The organism is Enterobacter sp. RIT637 (genome assembly GCF_019718755.1).
Taxonomy (GTDB): domain Bacteria; phylum Pseudomonadota; class Gammaproteobacteria; order Enterobacterales; family Enterobacteriaceae; genus Enterobacter.
The window spans coordinates 215,238-231,061 of the sequence record NZ_JAIHAZ010000006.1 but is presented as its reverse complement, the minus strand read 5'-3'; the positions used below and the strand labels follow the sequence as shown (position 1 = coordinate 231,061).

Here is a 15,824-nt window from a genome sequence, read left to right as displayed (position 1 = left end):
AAACTGGTCGGGAGGACGCCCGGCCTGCGCTTAACTGAACAACACAGGTGAAAACGTGGATAAGGCTGTCATCCTGCCGGAAAAAAAACAGTACCAGGAGATTGGCGAGGATTTACGGGCGCAAATTATCCAGGGGCATTATCCCGTTGGGTCGCGCCTGCCGCCGGAGCGCAACATTGCCGAGACCTACGGCGTAAGCCGCACTATCGTGCGCGAGGCGCTGCTGATGCTGGAGCTACAGGGCACGGTGGATATTCGCCAGGGGTCCGGCGTCTACGTGATGCGTATTCCTGAAGAACATGAAAACGAGGAAGAACGCTTCCTCAATAGCGACGTGGGCCCGTTTGAGATCTTGCAGGCGCGCCAGCTTCTCGAAAGCAACATTGCCGCCTTTGCCGCCAAAATGGCGACGCGCGCCGATATCGATAACCTGCGCCGCATCATCGAGCAGGAGCAGCGTGCCATTGCCGCGGACGATCGCAGCCAGGACAACAACAAGATGTTCCACCTGGTACTGGCGGGGGCGACGCAAAACCAGATGCTTCTGGCGACCGTCGAGAGCATCTGGCACCACATGGACAGCAGCCCGCTGTGGCAGCAGTTTAACGTCCATATCGCCAGCCGCGCGTATCGCCTGAAATGGCTGGGCGACCGGCAGACTATCCTTGCGGCCCTGCGCCGTCGCGACGTTATGGGCGCATGGCAGGCCATGTTCCAGCATCTGGAAAACGTGAAAAAGAGTTTGCTTGAGCTGTCGGATGAAGATGCGCCGGATTTCGACGGCTATCTGTTTGAATCTGTGCCCCTGTTCCAGGGGAAACTGGTATGACGATCCTGCCGCTGTACGCCGCGCCGCAGTATGCGGACCAGGTGATAGACTGGATTTGGCGGGCCTTCGGTGACGGCCTGCCGCGTGAATTTTTCCAGAGCGTTATCGATCACAGCCAGACGCCCGGCGCGCTGCCGATGACGTTTATTGCCGTTGAGGATGATCGGCTTCTGGGCACCGTCGGATTATGGCGCTGCGATCTCATCACGCGTCAGGATCTGTATCCCTGGCTGGCGGCGCTGTACGTGGATGAGGCGGCGCGAGGAAAGGGACTTGCGGGGAAGCTTCAGGAGCATGTTATTGCGTATGCCGCGCAGGCCGGGTACACCGAGCTACATCTGTGGTCTGCCTGCCGCGACTTCTACGAACGCTACGGCTGGCAGTACATTGGCGATGGGCTGGAATACCCGAATACGCAGGTTCACCTCTACCGTTATTCGCTCTGTGCTTCTGCAAGAGACGCAACGGAATGACGGCGCACCAGCGTCGGGCTGAACAAATGCGTAATATCCGGCGGCTGGCGCTGTTCAGCCAGCGCTAACGCCAGCTCGGCGGCCTGCGTCGCCATGGTGATAATGGGGTAACGCACTGTCGTCAGACGCGGGCGCACGTAGCGCGACACCAGCACGTCATCGAAGCCAATCAGCGAAATTTCTGCCGGAACCTCAATGCCGTTGTCATTTAACACGCCCATTGCCCCTGCGGCCATCGAGTCGTTGTAGCTGGCCACCGCCGTGAAATTCCGTCCGCGGCCTAACAGTTCCGTCATGGCCTGCTCACCACCGCTTTCATCGGGTTCACCATACGCCACCAGCCGGTCGTTACACGGCAAACCGTTTTCACGCAGCGCGTCGTAATACCCCTGCAAACGATCTTCCGCGTCGGAAATTGGGTGGTTTGAGCACAGGTAGCCAATTCGGGTATGACCTTGCTGAATCAGGTGTCGCGTGGCAAGCCAGGCGCCGTAGCGGTCATCCAGCGCCACGCAGCGCTTTTCGAAGCCGGGAATAATGCGGTTGATGATCACCATGCCGGGCATCTGCTTCATCAGATGAATAAGTTCGGCATCGGGGATCATTTTGGCGTGCACCACCAGGGCTGCGCAGCGGTGACGAATTAGCTGTTCGATGGCCTGGCGCTCTTTGAGTTCATTATGATAGCCGTTGCCGATCAGCAGAAAATTACCCGTCTGGTAAGAAACCTGCTCAACTGCTTTTACCATCGCCCCGAAAAACGGATCGGACACATCGCCCACGACCAGCCCGATGGTTTCGGTAGATTGCTGCGCAAGGGCGCGCGCATTGGCGTTGGGGTGATAATTCAGGTTTTCCATGGCGTCCTGCACGGCCTGGCGTGATGCGTCACTGGCTTTAGGAGAGTTATTGATCACGCGGGAGACGGTCGCGACGGAAACACCAGCCAGACGAGCCACATCCTTAATTGTCGCCATTTATTACCTTCTTATTAGGGGTAAGCGTTTACACACTAACTAGTGTTACGGAAAAGCGGCACGCATTCAAGGGGAGCGGGGCAGCACCCTCGCCAAACGTGACGCAGAACACCACTGGTAGTGTAATCGTTACACGGGCAGACATGTCAAAATAATGTCAATCCGAACCTTTAGTTACACTTTGCCTCAGGCTGTTGCGATTGTCCGGTGGCGAGCACAATGTCGCGGTTGATAGAGTCGAGATCCCAGAGGTATTGATAGGTGAAATCAACTCCGGTTGATTAACACGATTTACACCAACCTGCGTTTATACGCAGGTTTTTTTTTGCCTGTAAGTTCAACCTGTAACAGCAACAGATAATTTACACACCTGGTTGCACTTAGGCTCATTCCCTTGCGTTTTCTCACTGGCGAAGCGCCGGGCGAACAGCCACAATCAAGATCCCAGAGGTATTGATTGGTGAGAATTCTTAGTACGGTTTCGTACTCATCTCTTGCACCAACCTGCGCGGATGCGCAGGTTTTTTTTCGCCTCCGTTTTTGCTGTCGCTCCCTCCCCACTTCTCGTGTAATCTGCCACCATTTACTATTACCCCTTCATACTGGCTGGCAAAGGGAGTTGAAATGCTTTTTGGGTTCTTCCGCACACTGTTCCGTATTCTCTTCCGTCTCCGCGTCACGGGCGATGCTCAGGCACTTAATGGCGAACGTGTTCTTATCACGCCGAATCACGTCTCTTTTCTTGATGGCATATTGCTGGCGCTGTTTTTGCCCGTGCGGCCCGTCTTCGCGGTCTACAGCTCCATCAGCCAAAAATGGTACATGCGCTGGCTGGCGCCGCTGATAGATTTTGTCCCGCTCGACCCAACAAAACCGATGATGATCAAACATCTGGTGCGTCTGGTTGAGCAGGGACGTCCGGTGGTCATTTTCCCGGAAGGACGAATTTCCGTGACCGGCTCGCTGATGAAAATTTATGACGGGGCCGGTTTTGTCGCGGCGAAGTCACAGGCCACCGTGGTGCCGCTGCGCATTGATGGCGCAGAACTGACCCATTTCAGCCGCCTGAAGGGGCTTGTGAAACAGCGCCTGTTCCCCAAAATTACCCTGCATATTCTGCCGCCCACAACGCTCCCTATGCCGGACGCGCCGCGCGCGCGCGATCGTCGAAAAATCGCGGGTGAAATGCTCCATCAGATAATGATGGAGGCGCGCATGGCCGTCCGTCCGCGCGAGACGTTGTACGAATCTCTGCTGTCGGCGCAGTACCGCTACGGCGCGAAGAAAAACTGCATTGAAGATATCAACTTTACCCCGGACACTTATCGCAAGCTGCTGACCAAAACATTGTTCGTGGGCCGTATTCTTGAGAAGTACAGCAAGCGGGGCGAAAAAATTGGCCTGATGCTGCCTAACGCCGGGATCAGCGCGGCGGTGATCTTTGGTGCCGTTTCTCGCGGACGTATTCCGGCGATGATGAACTACACGGCGGGTGTGAAAGGGCTTACCAGCGCTATCACTGCCGCCCAGATTAATACCGTCTTTACTTCCCGTCAGTTCCTGGACAAGGGCAAGCTCTGGCACCTTCCCGAGCAGCTTACCCAGGTGCGCTGGGTCTTCCTGGAAGATCTGAAAGCGGACGTCACGACGCTCGACAAGCTGTGGATTTTTGCTCACCTGCTCGCGCCGCGCCTGGCGCAGGTCAAACAGCAGCCGGAAGATGATGCGATTATCCTTTTCACCTCCGGCTCTGAGGGCAATCCGAAAGGCGTAGTTCACAGTCACAAAAGCATTCTGGCGAACGTTGAGCAGATCAAAACGATTGCCGACTTTACCGCCAACGATCGCTTTATGTCCGCGCTGCCGCTGTTCCACTCTTTCGGCCTGACCGTTGGTCTCTTTACGCCGCTGCTGACCGGTGCCGAAGTGTTCCTCTACCCAAGCCCGCTGCACTACCGCATTGTGCCGGAGCTGGTTTATGACCGTAACTGTACCGTACTGTTCGGCACGTCAACGTTCCTTGGTAACTACGCGCGCTTCGCCAATCCGTATGATTTCTTCCGCGTGCGCTATGTGGTTGCCGGTGCGGAAAAACTGCAGGACAGCACGCGGCAGATTTGGCAGGACAAGTTTGGCCTGCGCATTCTGGAAGGCTACGGCGTCACGGAGTGCGCGCCGGTGGTCTCTATCAACGTGCCGATGGCGGCGAAACCGGGAACGGTCGGCCGCATTCTGCCGGGCATGGATGCGCGCCTGCTGGCGGTACCGGGGATTGAAGAGGGGGGGCGCCTGCAGTTGAAAGGACCTAACGTGATGAACGGCTATCTTCGCGTAGAAAACCCTGGCGTGCTGGAAGCGCCAACGGCGGAAAACGTCAACGGGGACGTTGAGACCGGCTGGTATGACACGGGGGATATTGTTCGCTTCGACGAGCAGGGCTTTGTGCAGATCCAGGGGCGTGCAAAACGCTTCGCTAAAATTGCGGGCGAAATGGTCTCCCTTGAAATGGTAGAGATGCTGGCAACAGCGGTCTCCGCTGACAAGCTGCACGCCACGGTCGTGAAGAGCGATGCGAGTAAAGGTGAGGCGCTGGTGCTCTTCACCACGGACAGTGAGCTTAAGCGCGACGCGTTGCTTAAGCATGCCCGCGAGCATGGTATCCCTGAACTGGCCGTGCCGCGTGATATTCGCTACCTCAAACAGCTTCCGGTGCTGGGTAGCGGTAAGCCCGATTTCGTGACCCTCAAGGGCATGGTGGAAGAGGCGGAACAGCAAAATGCATGAGTCAGCACACACTAACAACTCACTCCGGTCGAAGGGCATGATGGCGGTTATCGCCGCGCAGTTTCTCTCTGCATTCGGCGATAACGCGCTGCTGTTTGCCACACTGGCGTTGCTCAAGGCCGAGTTTTACCCCGACTGGAGCCAGCCGATCCTCCAGATGGTGTTTGTGGGTGCTTATATTATTTTCGCGCCGTTTGTGGGGCAGGTGGCGGACAGCTTCCCTAAAGGTCGGGTGATGATGTTCGCCAACGGCCTGAAGCTGTTGGGCGCGGCAAGTATCTGCTTTGGTATTAACCCGTTTATCGGCTATACGCTGGTAGGCATTGGCGCGGCATCTTACTCTCCGGCGAAGTATGGCATCCTGGGCGAGCTGACGACGGGCGATAAGCTGGTGAAAGCCAACGGTCTGATGGAGTCCTCAACCATCGCGGCGATTTTGCTCGGGTCCGTCGCGGGCGGCGTGCTGGCGGACTGGCATGTGCTGGCAGCTCTGGGCGTTTGTGCGGTGGTGTACGGCGGGGCGGTTGTCGCGAACCTGTTTATTCCCAGACTGCCGGTGGCGCGTCCGGGCCAGTCCTGGCGTTTTGGGCCGATGACCGGCAGCTTCTTTAACGCCTGCCGCGTACTGTGGCGCAACGGTGAAACGCGTTTCTCATTGATGGGAACCAGCATGTTCTGGGGGGCGGGCGTCACGCTACGTTTCCTGCTGGTGCTGTGGGTACCGATGGCGCTGGGGATCACCGACAACGCAACGCCAACCTACCTGAATGCAATGGTCGCCGTGGGGATTGTCGTCGGGGCAGGGGCTGCGGCGAAACTGGTCACGCTTGAGACCGTTGCGCGCTGTATGCCAGCAGGGATTTTAATCGGTGTCGGCGTGCTGTTCTTCTCGCTGCAGCATGCGCTGTTGCCAGCCTACGTGCTGCTTATCCTGATTGGTATTCTGGGCGGTTTCTTTGTGGTGCCGCTGAATGCGCTTTTACAGGAGCGCGGAAAACAGACCGTGGGGGCCGGAAATGCCATTGCCGTGCAAAACCTTGGTGAAAACGTAGCGATGCTGCTGATGCTGGGGCTTTATTCGCTGGCGGTTAAAGTGGGCGTGCCGGTGGTGGCCATTGGCGTTGGATTTGGCGCGCTGTTTGCGCTGGCGATTGCAGGATTATGGATCTGGCAGCGTCGGCGTTGATCTCTTTGCCCGGTGGCGGCTTCGCCTTACCGGGCCTACAAAATCAGCAAACATCACGAAACGTAGGCCGGGTCAGGCGAAGCCGCCACCCGGCAAAAGCGTCCAGCTATGGTGCCGGGTATGTGTATACCTGATGCACCGCTTCAATCTCCGCTAACACCGCTTCACTCAGGTTCAGATTGAAACTCTCAATATTGGTTTTCAACTGTTCCATAGTGGTCGCGCCCAGCAGGGTGCTGGCAACAAACGGCTGACGGCGCACGAAGGCCAGCGCCATTTGGGCGGGGTCAAGACCGTGACGTTTGGCGATATCCACATAGGCCGCAACGGCTTTCTGCGTTTGCTCACCGCTGTAGCGGGTAAAGCGGCTGAAGAGCGTGTTACGCGCCCCGGCAGGCTTCGCGCCGTTCAGGTATTTGCCCGTCAGCGTGCCGAAGCCGAGACAGGAATAGGCCAGCAGCTCCACCTCTTCATATTGCGTCACCTCCGCCAGACCGACCTCATAACTGCGGTTAAGCAGACTGTACGGGTTCTGGATGGTGACGATGCGCGGGAGATCGTGTTTATCGGCAAGGTGCAGATAACGCATCACGCCAAATGCGGTTTCGTTAGACACGCCGATGTAGCGGATTTTCCCCGCGCGCTGGCACTCTGTCAGCGCTTCCAGCGTTTCCAGCAGCGTAACGGCGGGCGCGCTCTCGTTCCAGCTGTAGCCAAGCTTGCCAAAGCAGTTGGTCGGACGCTGCGGCCAGTGTACCTGGTACAGGTCGAGATAGTCGGTTTGCAGACGCTTCAGGCTGGCATCCAGCGCGGCGCGAATATTCTTACGATCGAGGATCTGGTTTGGGCGGATCCCGGCATCGTTATTACGTGAGGGGCCGCTGACTTTAGAGGCGATAACGAGCTTTTCGCGATTGCCGCGTTTTGCCAGCCAGTTTCCCACATAAGTTTCAGTGAGCCCCTGCGTTTCCGGACGGGGAGGGACAGGGTACATCTCTGCGACATCAATCAGGTTAATGCCCTGGCTGACGGCATAATCGAGTTGTGCATGGGCATCGGCTTCGCTGTTTTGTTCACCAAATGTCATCGTGCCCAACCCCAGTTGGCTTATCTCCAGAGCGCTATGGGGGATACGGTGATAATGCATAGCCGGCTTCCTTCATTAAACATACAGACGCGTCAGGTACTTCCCGACAAAGGAATATAAACATGGCAGAGGGGAAGCAAAAGGGGAAGGAAAAAATAAAAAAGGCCAGCAAGCGACTGACCTTTAACGGGTTTATCGCTCGATAATTTGCGAGACTTCGTCGCGGTTAATCTGCATTTTATTCCCTGCCGGGTCGCGGTAACTCACCAGCCCGGTATCGTCGTCGACTTCGGGTTTACCATCGGTCAGGATCATCCGACCATCTTTTGTAGACATAACATAATCACTGCTACAGCCCGATACCGCAAACGCCAACCCGACTGCAGAAATTAACACTGCCCATTTTTTCATCGTTATCGTCCTCACCTGGCTTGTATTAAATCATAGTGTAGTAATAACCTGATATGACGAAAGCAGGAAGCGGTAAAATCTTAAAAACCCGGTGATTATGTTTGATAGCTCGCAAAATTCGTTAAAAACCTACGTATTTAGTAAGAAATGGCGTGCGAGCAGCGTGCTGGTGAAATTCTTTTTGAGATAAAAGCCTCGCGGCAACGTCAGGATTGGCTCGCCGTGAGCGCCGATCGCTTCGGTAAGGGCCTTGCTGTTGGCCGCCTTCGGACGCAGCTGCAACACCTCACCGTGACGAGCGGTGATGCGCTCAACCTGCCCAAGGACGATCATGTCCATTAACTCTTCCCAGTCCAGACGCAACTGCTGCTCTTCGTCTTCGTCAGGGCTCCAGAGCAGCGGCGCGCCCACCCGCCGTTCGGCTAGCGGGATCTGACGTTCACCTTCCACCGGAACCCACAGTACGCGTTTCAGTTTATGGCGTACGTGACTGGTTTCCCAGGTAACGCCGGTATTGCCGGTCAATGGCGCCACGCAGACAAACGTGGTTTCCAGCGGTCTTCCCTGCCGGTCAATGGGGATCGTTTTTAACTCCACGCCCAGCGCGGCGAAATCTTGTTCTGGCTTACTGCCCGCGCTGGCACCTAACCACAGTTCCAGCAGCATGCCGATCCAGCCCTTGTCTCTTTTCAGATCGTCAGGGATCGGTAAACCCGCCAGTGCCGCCAGGTCACCAAGCGAATAGCCTGCCAGACGCTGCGCCTGGGTCAGTAACTCGGTTTCGCTGGAGGGAGGAGTAAGCAAGGGAGCAAGCGGAAGCATGGTGGTAACCTTATGATTAAAAAATGAACTAAGAAATTATCCCTTGTGGATAGAGTCTACCGTTTTCTGTACGAATAATCCATGTGTATGATTTATAGGTTTTTTTATTGCTGCAAAATTATTATGCCCGCGTCTAAAAACAGGTTGTTCAAATCTGGTCACTGACAATAAACAGGATCTTACACCCACTTATCCACAGAAAAGTGGGATAACTGGGAATAACCCACACTACTGTTTCGATTTACAGCCTTGACGTGCGACGAAAATCGAATTTTCAGACAAATTGTGCCTAACTTATTGGCACAATCTGTGGATAAAACCGACGCTGTTCGATCTTTCATCAGTACAACGATCGCTGATGTGATGATCGTCACGTTATCTGTTCTGGTATCAACAATTATGCCTTTAACTCTATGAAAAATAGTGTTTTTAATAATGAGTGGTATAAACGGCTATAAACGACGATTCAGGTTGTTCATCGGTAATTCCATACTTCTTCACAACTATATCCACAGAAAAGGTGAATAAAATTGCCCTTACGGTCCCTTATCTGTTTATAACTCCACGCAAATTTGTGAGTTATTCAAATGTTATTAGGTTGCAAGCCTGTAAGAGAGTGGTTTACCGCCTCCCTGTAGTGTGAAACAATCATTTATATATAAGGTTTAGTTTGGGGTAGTCCGGTGATTGATGACGATGGCTACCGCCCGAACGTAGGAATAGTAATTTGTAATCGTCAGGGTCAGGTTATGTGGGCCCGTCGATATGGTCAGCACTCCTGGCAATTCCCGCAAGGCGGGATCAATCCAGGAGAGTCCCCAGAACAAGCGATGTACCGGGAGCTGTTTGAAGAGGTCGGTTTAAGCCGAAAAGATGTTCGCATCCTGGCTTCGACCCGCAACTGGTTGCGTTACAAGTTACCGAAACGTTTGGTGCGTTGGGACACAAAGCCGGTTTGTATCGGCCAGAAACAGAAGTGGTTTCTTCTGCAGTTGGTGGGCAACGATTCAGATATCAATATGCAAACCAGCAGTACGCCGGAGTTTGATGGCTGGCGTTGGGTGAGCTATTGGTATCCTGTTCGTCAGGTCGTGTCATTTAAGCGCGATGTTTACCGTAGGGTGATGAAAGAGTTCGCAAGTGTTGTTATGCAGCTTCAGGAGATCCCGCCTAAGCCGCAGAGCGCACCTGCCTGGCGACGTAAAAGAGGTTAAGCTACGCAAATCATGCTCACCCGCTTGCGCGAAATAGTCGAGAAGGTCGCCAGTGCGCCTCGCCTGAACGAGGCGCTGAATATTCTGGTGACTGATATCTGTCTGGCGATGGAAACCGAAGTCTGTTCGGTGTATCTGGCCGACCATGACCGGCGTTGCTATTACCTGATGGCGACTCGTGGTTTGAAAAAACCACGAGGCCGCACCGTTACGCTCGCTTTTGATGAAGGTATCGTTGGGCTGGTTGGTCGTCTGGCCGAACCCATTAACCTTGCTGATGCGCAAAAACACCCTAGCTTCAAATATATTCCTTCCGTAAAAGAAGAACGCTTCCGCGCCTTCCTGGGCGTGCCGATTATCCAGCGTCGTCAGCTGCTCGGCGTTCTCGTTGTTCAGCAGCGGGAGCTGCGCCAGTACGATGAAAGCGAAGAGTCATTCCTTGTGACGCTCGCCACGCAGATGGCCGCCATCCTCTCTCAGTCTCAGCTCGCTGCCCTGTTTGGACAGTATCGTCACACGCGCATTCGTGCGCTCCCGGCGTCACCGGGTGTGGCAATCGCCGAAGGCTGGATGGACGCCACGTTGCCGCTGATGGAGCAGGTTTACGAGGCCTCGACGCTTGATGAAGCGCTCGAACGCGAGCGTCTTACCGCTGCACTGGAAGAGGCTTCCAACGAATTTCGCCGCTACAGCAAACGCTTTGCTGCGGGTGCGCAAAAAGAGACTGCGGCGATCTTTGACCTCTATTCGCACCTGCTTTCCGATGCGCGTCTGCGCCGTGAGCTTTTTGCGGAAGTGGATAAAGGTTCGGTGGCCGAATGGGCCGTTAAAAAAGTCATCGAAAAATTTGCCGAGCAGTTTGCGGCACTGACCGATGGTTATTTGAAGGAGCGTGCCGGGGATTTACGCGCGCTGGGGCAGCGTTTGCTGTTCCATCTTGATGACACCATTCAGGGCGCGAATGCCTGGCCAAAACGGTTTGTGCTGGTGGCGGATGAACTCTCAGCGACGACGCTGGCAGAGCTACCGCAGGACAGGCTCGCCGGGGTGGTGGTGCGCGATGGTGCCGCCAACTCCCATGCTGCCATCATGGTGCGTGCGCTCGGTATTCCAACCGTCATGGGGGCCGATATCCAGCCCTCAGTGCTCCACCGCCGCACGCTGGTGGTGGACGGCTATCGCGGTGAGCTGCTGGTCGATCCTGAGCCGGTTCTGCTGCAGGAATACCAGCGGCTTATCAGTGAAGAGAATGAATTAAGCAAGCTGGCGGAAGATGACGTTAACCTGCCCGCACAGCTTAAGAGCGGTGAGCGGATCAAAGTCATGCTCAACGCCGGGTTAAGTCCCGAGCACGAAGAGAAGCTCGGCAGCCGGATCGACGGTATTGGCTTATACCGCACTGAGATCCCGTTCATGCTGCAAAGCGGCTTCCCGTCAGAAGAGGAGCAGGTGGCGCAGTATCAGGGGATGCTGCAGATGTTTAACGACAAGCCGGTCACGCTGCGCACGCTGGACGTCGGGGCGGATAAACAACTGCCGTACATGCCTATCAGTGAAGAAAACCCGTGTCTGGGCTGGCGCGGGATCCGCATCACGCTCGACCAGCCGGAGATCTTCCTGATCCAGGTTCGTGCCATGCTGCGTGCAAATGCGGCAACGGGCAACCTCAGCATTTTATTGCCGATGGTCACCAGCATTGACGAAATCGACGAAGCAAAACGCTTGATCGAACGCGCGGGCCGCGAAGTGGAAGAGATGATCGGCTATGCGATCCCTAAACCACGTATTGGCGTGATGCTCGAAGTGCCGTCGATGGTCTTTATGCTGCCGCAGCTGGCAACCCGCGTTGATTTTATCTCCGTCGGGACCAACGATTTAACGCAGTACATACTGGCCGTTGATCGTAATAACACGCGCGTCGCGAGTATCTATGACAGCCTGCATCCGGCGATGCTTCGGGCACTCGCCATGATTGCACGTGAAGCGGAGCAGTACGGTCTTGATTTGCGTCTGTGTGGTGAAATGGCTGGCGATTCGATGTGCGTCGCCATTCTGATTGGCCTGGGCTTCCGTCACCTGTCCATGAACGGCCGTTCTGTCGCGCGCGTGAAGTATCTGTTACGTCATATCGAAATAGAAGATGCGCGCGAGTTGGCGGAACGCAGTCTGGACGCACAGATGGCAACAGAAGTACGGCATCAGGTCGCAGCGTTTATGGAACGACGCGGCATGGGTGGCCTAATCCGCGGCGGTCGCTAATTTGCATTTCTCCCTCTCCCCGTAGGAGAGGGCTGGGGTGAAATACCCTATACACATCTTTTACATCTCAGGCGCATCCTCCATGCCTGCCTTATGCTATCATTCGCAACTTTGGAGCCTCTGCGACACGCAGAAGCGCATTTCTACCGCTGTCCACTTTCAGCGGAATAACAACATCTTGTGGTGACAGATGAACAGTGGTTATCTGCATTTTCCGGAATTTGATCCGGTTATTTTCTCAGTAGGACCTGTCGCGTTGCACTGGTACGGTTTGATGTACCTGGTGGGCTTCATTTTTGCGATGTGGCTTGCGAGCCGTCGCGCGGGCCGTCCCGGCAGTGGCTGGACGAAGAACGAAGTTGAGAACCTGCTTTATGCTGGCTTCCTCGGGGTATTCCTGGGTGGGCGTATCGGCTATGTCCTGTTCTATAACTTCCCGGTATTCCTCAACGATCCGCTCTATCTGTTCCGCGTCTGGGATGGGGGAATGTCCTTCCACGGTGGCCTGATTGGTGTGATCCTGGTGATGGTGATCTTCGCCAAACGCACCAAACGCAACTTCTTCCAGGTGGCTGATTTTATTGCTCCACTGATCCCATTCGGGCTGGGAGCGGGGCGTCTGGGTAACTTTATCAACGGCGAACTGTGGGGCCGTGTTGACCCGAGCGTGCCGTATACGATGCTCTTCCCGGGCTCTCGTGCTGAGGATATCGCGCTGTTGCCATCGCATCCGGAGTGGCAATCCATTTTCGATACCTACGGCGTTCTGCCGCGCCATATGTCTCAGCTTTATGAGCTGGCGCTGGAAGGTGTGGTGCTGTTTATCATCCTGAACCTCTTCATCCGCAAGCCGCGTCCTATGGGGGCTGTCTCCGGTCTGTTCCTGATTGGCTACGGTGCGTTCCGCATCATCGTTGAATTTTTCCGTCAGCCGGATGCGCAGTTCACCGGCGAGTGGGTGCAGTACATCAGCATGGGGCAGATCCTCTCCATTCCGATGATTGTCGCGGGTGCCATTATGATGATTTGGGCGTATCGTCGTCGTCCACAGCAACAAATTTCCTGAGGAACCATGAAACAGTATCTTGAATTGATGAAAAAAGTGCTCGATGAGGGCACGCCGAAAAATGACCGCACCGGAACCGGTACGCTCTCCATTTTTGGCCACCAGATGCGCTTCAATCTGCAAGAAGGCTTCCCTCTGGTGACGACGAAGCGCTGCCATCTGCGCTCGATCATTCATGAACTGCTCTGGTTCCTGCAAGGCGATACCAACGTTGCCTATCTGCATGAAAACAACGTCTCTATCTGGGACGAATGGGCAGATGAAAACGGCAATCTGGGCCCGGTTTATGGCAAGCAGTGGCGTGCATGGCCAACGCCTGACGGTCGCCATATTGACCAGATCACCACCGTGATGAACCAGTTGAAAAACGACCCGGATTCACGCCGAATCATCGTTTCCGCCTGGAACGTGGGTGAACTGGATAAAATGGCGCTGGCACCGTGCCACGCGTTCTTCCAGTTCTATGTGGCGGATGGCAAGCTCTCGTGTCAGCTTTATCAGCGTTCTTGCGACGTGTTCCTCGGCCTGCCGTTTAACATCGCCAGCTATGCGCTGTTAGTTCACATGATGGCGCAGCAGTGCGATCTCGACGTAGGTGATTTCGTCTGGACGGGTGGTGACACCCATCTCTACAGCAACCATATGGAGCAGACGCATCTCCAGCTGACCCGCGAACCGCGTGCGCTGCCGAAGCTGATTATCAAGCGTAAACCGGAATCGATCTTCGATTACCGCTTTGATGATTTTGAGATTGAGGGTTACGATCCGCATCCTGGCATCAAAGCGCCCGTCGCTATCTGATACGGCAGATACTCACACAACCGGTGCTTTTTAGCGCCGGTTTTTTTTCGTTCTCGATTTGTTTTACGAGCCGTTTTTCAGAGACGCTGCAACGTCCTGCAATAGTCGACAATCACTGGATGACGGCTCGTAAAAACCTGATTTGCCCCTCGCGGCTTTTCCCGCCTTTCGCCACACTCCCGGCATGAAAAAAGAGAACGGCTTTACGCTTATTGAAACCCTGGTGGCCATTTCGCTGGTCGTGATCCTGAGCGCAACGGGTTTATACGGCTGGGACAGTTGGCAACGACAGCAGCGGCTCTGGCAGACCGCCGTACAGATACGCGACTACCTGGTGTTTCTTCGCAACGATGCGAATCGGCACAATCGTGACCACCTCATTACGCTTCAGCGAGATGACGCTGGCGTCTGTCTGTTGAGTTCTGTCGTACAAGGCTGTGTGAAGGAGAGTGCCTTTGTGCTGATTCCACTTTGGGCTGACGTCACCATAAGCGAGTTAACACCCTCATTAGGGTTCTATGGATTAAGAGATACAGCGTGGGCAGGGCGGATACGCGTGAAAAGCCGTGCTGGGGAATGGCTGATTATTGTCTCAAATGGAGGGCGCATCAGGATGTGCAATGTCTCAGAGGGAGCGGGATGTCAATGAACCAGCAGGGTTTCTCACTTACGGAGGTCTTGATTGCCACGGCTATCAGCAGCCTTTTGCTCATAAGCGCATCGCGTTTTTTACCGGGCTTACAGCGGGCGGTATTACTGCAATCCGGTCAGCGGGAGGTGGAAGAAGAGGTCTGGCAAAGGCTTTTTGCCCTCGGTAAACAGCTGCAGAGAGCGGGATATTGCGCGGGTAGCTGTCCAGGGCAAGGCCTGGTGATGGCAAGGCAGGGGAGCTGCGTCATTGTGCAGTGGGATGCAAACAGTAATGGCATCTGGGATGCCTCTGCATCAGAAAACGACAGCACAGGGTTTCGTCTTGAGTCTGGCGCGCTGGAAACGCTGCGTGGGGCGACATCCTGTGAAGGAAAAGGATGGGAAAAGCTCACCGATCCGAACAGGCTGGTGATCCAGCACTTTAAGGTGGCTAAAGTTGAACACGCCGGTTTCGCGCCTGAGTTGAAGATCGAACTGGCCGCCGTTCGTCAGGGTGAAAAGGGTGAGCCTTTCCAGGCTGTTTATGGCGTCACAGGGTATAACTTGTGAACCGTCAGCGCGGGATGTCCTCGCTGGCGCTGGTGCTGCTTTTACTGGTGTTGGGCACGCTGATCCTTACGGGCCTTAATCAGCAGCTGACAACGTTTAGCGCACTCGTTGGCGGAGAGAGCCGTTCGCTTCAGCAGCAGGCGTCTGCGCACTCAGCCCTTGAATGGGGGCGCGTTCAGGATTGGCTGGTCTCCCCGGAGGTTCAATGCAAAAAGGCGTCGACGTGGCGAGCATGCTTGCGTCGGCTGAGCGAGTCGCGAGTTTTGCTCATTGCCGGAAACAATAACCTTTTGCTCTGGCGCGCAGGAGAGATTGTCGACGGGAAGATTCACTTTTTGCCACACGGCTGGAGTGATTTTTGTCCGCTTAAGGAGAGGGCGCTATGCCAGTTGCCGTAAACAGAGAAAAAGGATTTAGCCTGGTTGAGGTTCTGCTGGCGATGATGCTGCTGGTGATAATCGTCACGGCCCTGTCGGGTTTTCATCGGGCACTGGCGGCGCGATTTACCCTGTTTAACCAGTATCGTCAGCTCTGGCACCATGCCTGGAATCAGGCTCAGCTCTCAGCACCCGTTCTCCCCGAAGGCTGGCAGGCCAGTCGGGGGCAGACAACGCACGCCAGATGTGTCAGCATCACGGTTACACTTATTTCTCCTCTGGGGCGGCGCGGTGAGATGACGCGTCTGCATTGCCCGGTTAGCCAGTAGTCGGGAGCG

Annotated in this window: 16 protein-coding genes; 12 read left to right on the top strand and 4 right to left on the bottom strand. The window is 55.2% G+C overall.

Annotation, left to right across the window (positions count from 1 at the left end; translation table 11 throughout):
- The first annotated feature begins 55 nt into the window (after positions 1–55).
- Entirely contained in the window at positions 56–829 is a 774-nt protein-coding gene (locus K5E19_RS12245; protein ID WP_010435154.1) for a GntR family transcriptional regulator, read from the top strand.
- Positions 826–1,302 carry a GNAT family N-acetyltransferase gene (locus K5E19_RS12240; protein ID WP_221551436.1) on the top strand — a complete coding sequence of 159 codons (477 nt, stop codon included), beginning with the start codon at positions 826–828 and terminating at the stop codon, positions 1,300–1,302. The genes K5E19_RS12245 and K5E19_RS12240 overlap by 4 nt, the downstream gene beginning before the upstream one ends.
- Here K5E19_RS12240 and galR read toward each other — a convergent pair.
- Positions 1,263–2,279, bottom strand: coding sequence for an HTH-type transcriptional regulator GalR (galR, locus tag K5E19_RS12235; RefSeq protein ID WP_010435148.1), 1,017 nt, complete (start codon positions 2,277–2,279; stop codon positions 1,263–1,265). The two genes, K5E19_RS12240 and galR, sit on opposite strands and share 40 nt — an antisense overlap.
- Positions 2,280–2,903: 624 nt before the next feature.
- Between galR and aas the strand changes: the two genes are divergently transcribed.
- Positions 2,904–5,063, top strand: a complete 2,160-nt coding sequence (gene aas, locus K5E19_RS12230) for a bifunctional acyl-ACP--phospholipid O-acyltransferase/long-chain-fatty-acid--ACP ligase (protein WP_221551435.1) — start codon at positions 2,904–2,906, stop codon at positions 5,061–5,063.
- Complete coding sequence (gene lplT / locus K5E19_RS12225) at positions 5,056–6,249, top strand: lysophospholipid transporter LplT (protein WP_221551434.1); 1,194 nt, start codon at positions 5,056–5,058, stop codon at positions 6,247–6,249. Before aas ends, lplT begins: the two co-directional genes overlap by 8 nt.
- Before the next feature lie 106 nt (positions 6,250–6,355).
- Here the strand turns inward: lplT and K5E19_RS12220 are convergent, their stop codons facing one another.
- The 3 genes from K5E19_RS12220 to mutH form a co-directional block, all read right to left on the bottom strand.
- Positions 6,356–7,396, bottom strand: coding sequence for an NADP(H)-dependent aldo-keto reductase (locus K5E19_RS12220; protein ID WP_221551433.1), 1,041 nt, complete (start codon positions 7,394–7,396; stop codon positions 6,356–6,358).
- A gap of 132 nt (positions 7,397–7,528) precedes the next feature.
- Positions 7,529–7,747 (bottom strand): YgdI/YgdR family lipoprotein, encoded by a 219-nt coding sequence (locus K5E19_RS12215; protein WP_010435144.1) that lies wholly within the window; start codon positions 7,745–7,747, stop codon positions 7,529–7,531.
- Positions 7,748–7,876: 129 nt separating this feature from the next.
- Positions 7,877–8,569 (bottom strand): DNA mismatch repair endonuclease MutH, encoded by a 693-nt coding sequence (mutH, locus tag K5E19_RS12210; protein ID WP_221551432.1) that lies wholly within the window; start codon positions 8,567–8,569, stop codon positions 7,877–7,879.
- Positions 8,570–9,252: 683 nt separating this feature from the next.
- On the opposite strand from mutH, the gene rppH reads away from it, so the two are divergent.
- From rppH to K5E19_RS12170, 8 genes are all read left to right on the top strand, one after another.
- The gene (gene rppH, locus K5E19_RS12205; protein WP_013098553.1) at positions 9,253–9,783 is read left to right on the top strand and encodes an RNA pyrophosphohydrolase; all 531 of its coding nucleotides are present in this window, start codon (positions 9,253–9,255) and stop codon (positions 9,781–9,783) included.
- Between the two features lie 12 nt (positions 9,784–9,795).
- Entirely contained in the window at positions 9,796–12,042 is a 2,247-nt protein-coding gene (ptsP, locus tag K5E19_RS12200) for a phosphoenolpyruvate--protein phosphotransferase (RefSeq protein ID WP_221551430.1), read from the top strand.
- Positions 12,043–12,232: 190 nt separating this feature from the next.
- Positions 12,233–13,108 carry a prolipoprotein diacylglyceryl transferase gene (gene lgt / locus K5E19_RS12195; RefSeq protein ID WP_221551428.1) on the top strand — a complete coding sequence of 292 codons (876 nt, stop codon included), beginning with the start codon at positions 12,233–12,235 and terminating at the stop codon, positions 13,106–13,108.
- A gap of 6 nt (positions 13,109–13,114) precedes the next feature.
- A complete protein-coding gene (gene thyA / locus K5E19_RS12190; RefSeq protein WP_014171447.1) occupies positions 13,115–13,909 on the top strand; it encodes a thymidylate synthase in 795 nt (264 codons plus the stop codon).
- A gap of 184 nt (positions 13,910–14,093) precedes the next feature.
- Complete coding sequence (locus tag K5E19_RS12185) at positions 14,094–14,558, top strand: prepilin peptidase-dependent protein (protein WP_221551426.1); 465 nt, start codon at positions 14,094–14,096, stop codon at positions 14,556–14,558.
- On the top strand, positions 14,549–15,109 hold the full coding sequence (locus K5E19_RS12180; RefSeq protein ID WP_221551424.1) for a prepilin peptidase-dependent protein: 561 nt from the start codon (positions 14,549–14,551) through the stop codon (positions 15,107–15,109). Before K5E19_RS12185 ends, K5E19_RS12180 begins: the two co-directional genes overlap by 10 nt.
- Positions 15,106–15,507: a DUF2509 family protein gene (locus tag K5E19_RS12175; RefSeq protein WP_221551422.1), complete on the top strand. Its 402-nt coding sequence runs from the start codon at positions 15,106–15,108 to the stop codon at positions 15,505–15,507. The genes K5E19_RS12180 and K5E19_RS12175 overlap by 4 nt, the downstream gene beginning before the upstream one ends.
- Positions 15,492–15,815 carry a prepilin-type N-terminal cleavage/methylation domain-containing protein gene (locus K5E19_RS12170; RefSeq protein ID WP_221551419.1) on the top strand — a complete coding sequence of 108 codons (324 nt, stop codon included), beginning with the start codon at positions 15,492–15,494 and terminating at the stop codon, positions 15,813–15,815. Before K5E19_RS12175 ends, K5E19_RS12170 begins: the two co-directional genes overlap by 16 nt.
- Positions 15,816–15,824: the final 9 nt, after the last annotated feature.